Genomic DNA, 1,793 nt, shown 5'->3' on the forward strand with positions numbered 1-1,793 from the left:
GGTCGACGGGGTGGGCCGGGCCGCTGGTCGTGGCGCTGTTCGCGGGGCTGATCCGGTTCTGGAATCTGGGTTCCCCGAACGCCGTCATATTCGACGAGACGTACTACGCCAAGGACGCCTGGGCCCTGCTGAAGCGGGGCTACGAGGTCGACTGGAACAGCGTCAAGGACGTCAACGACCAGATCATCGCCGGGCACGCCGCCGTCCCCGACGCCCCCGGGTACGTCGTGCACCCGCCCGTCGGCAAGTGGGTCATCGCCGTCGGCGAGTGGATGTTCGGGTTGAACCCCTTCGGCTGGCGGTTCATGGTCGCCGTGCTCGGCACCCTGTCGGTGCTGATGCTGTGCCGCATCGGGCGGCGGCTGTTCCGGTCGACGTTCCTGGGGTGCCTGGCCGGGGCGCTGCTCGCCGTCGACGGGCTGCACTTCGTCATGAGCCGCACGGCGCTGCTGGACACCGTGCTGATGTTCTTCGTCCTCGCCGCCTTCGGTTGTGTGCTCGTCGACCGCGACAAGGCGCGGGCCCGGCTCGCCGCCGCCCTGCCGGTGCGGGAGGACGGCATGCCCCTGCCCGACGCCGGGGTGGGCGACCGGCTGCGGCTGGGGTGGCGGCCGTGGCGGCTGGCCGCCGGGGTGTTCCTCGGGCTGGCCTTCGCCACCAAATGGAACGGCGCCGTCTACCTCGCCGCGTTCGGCCTGATGATCGTGCTGTGGGACGTCGGTTCCCGCCGTCTCGCCGGCGCCCGGCGGCCCTGGCGGTCCGCGCTGCTGCGCGACGCGCCCTGGGCGTTCGTCTCGACCGTGCCGGTCGCGGTCGGCGTGTACATCGCCTCCTGGACCGGCTGGTTCACCCACAGCGGCACGTACAGCAGGACCGCCGGCTGGCAGCACAGCGGTTACTTCCGGCACTGGGCCGAGACCGACGGCGGCGGCAGCCCGGACGGTTTCCTCGCCGGGGTCCTCAACCCGCTGCGCAGCCTGTGGCACTACGAGCGGCAGGTGTGGGACTTCAACACCACGCTCTCCTCGCCGCACACCTACCAGTCCAACCCCTGGAGCTGGCTGGTCCAGTCGCGCCCGGTGTCGTACTTCTACGAGTCGCCCAAGCCCGGCAACGCCGGCTGCCCCATCGACACCGCCGACAAGTGCGCCCGCGAGGTGCTCGCGCTGGGCACGCCGCTGCTGTGGTGGGCGGGCTGCTTCGCGGTCGTCTATCTGCTCTACCGCTGGGCGCTGCGCCGCGACTGGCGGGCGGGCGCGGTGCTGTGCGGGGTCATGGCCGGATACCTCCCCTGGTTCATGTGGCAGGAGCGCACGATCTTCGTCTTCTACGCGGTCGTCTTCGTGCCGTTCCTCTGCCTGGCGGTGGCCATGATGATCGGGGCGATCCTCGGCCCGCCCGGCGCCCCCGAACGGCGCCGCGCGCTGGGCGCCGTCGGCGCGGGCGTGCTCGTCCTGCTCATCGCCTGGAACTTCATCTACTTCTTCCCGATCTACACCGGCCAGGCCATCCCCGTGGACGCCTGGCGCAACCGGATGTGGTTCGACACCTGGATCTGAGAGCCGGAGCCGGAGCCGGAGCCGGAACCCGGACACCGGGCGCCGTTTGACGGTGTGTCGGGTTCAAGCGGCTGTTTCCGGCCGTTTCGCACCGTGTGTCACTCCCATCCCGTAGAGTGCCGTCCGAGGTTTTAATCAGGTGATTAAAACCAGGAGGGGGCAAGGGGACCATGCGTACTGGCGCGAAGATCGCGATCGGTGTCGCCACCGTGGCGGTGGTGGGGGCGGCCGGGC

The 1,793-nt window shown here is 70.5% G+C and carries 1 protein-coding gene; it reads left to right on the forward strand.

Annotated elements, in window-relative coordinates; translation table 11 throughout:
* Positions 1-1,559, forward strand: a 1,559-nt coding sequence (locus K6I33_RS34720; RefSeq protein WP_229358779.1) for a dolichyl-phosphate-mannose--protein mannosyltransferase, incomplete at its 5' end; no start/stop codon positions are given.
* Positions 1,560-1,793 lie beyond the last annotated feature (234 nt).

Source organism: Streptomyces sp. UNOB3_S3 (genome assembly GCF_020740895.1).
In the GTDB taxonomy this organism is placed as follows: Bacteria; Actinomycetota; Actinomycetes; order Streptomycetales; family Streptomycetaceae; genus Streptomyces.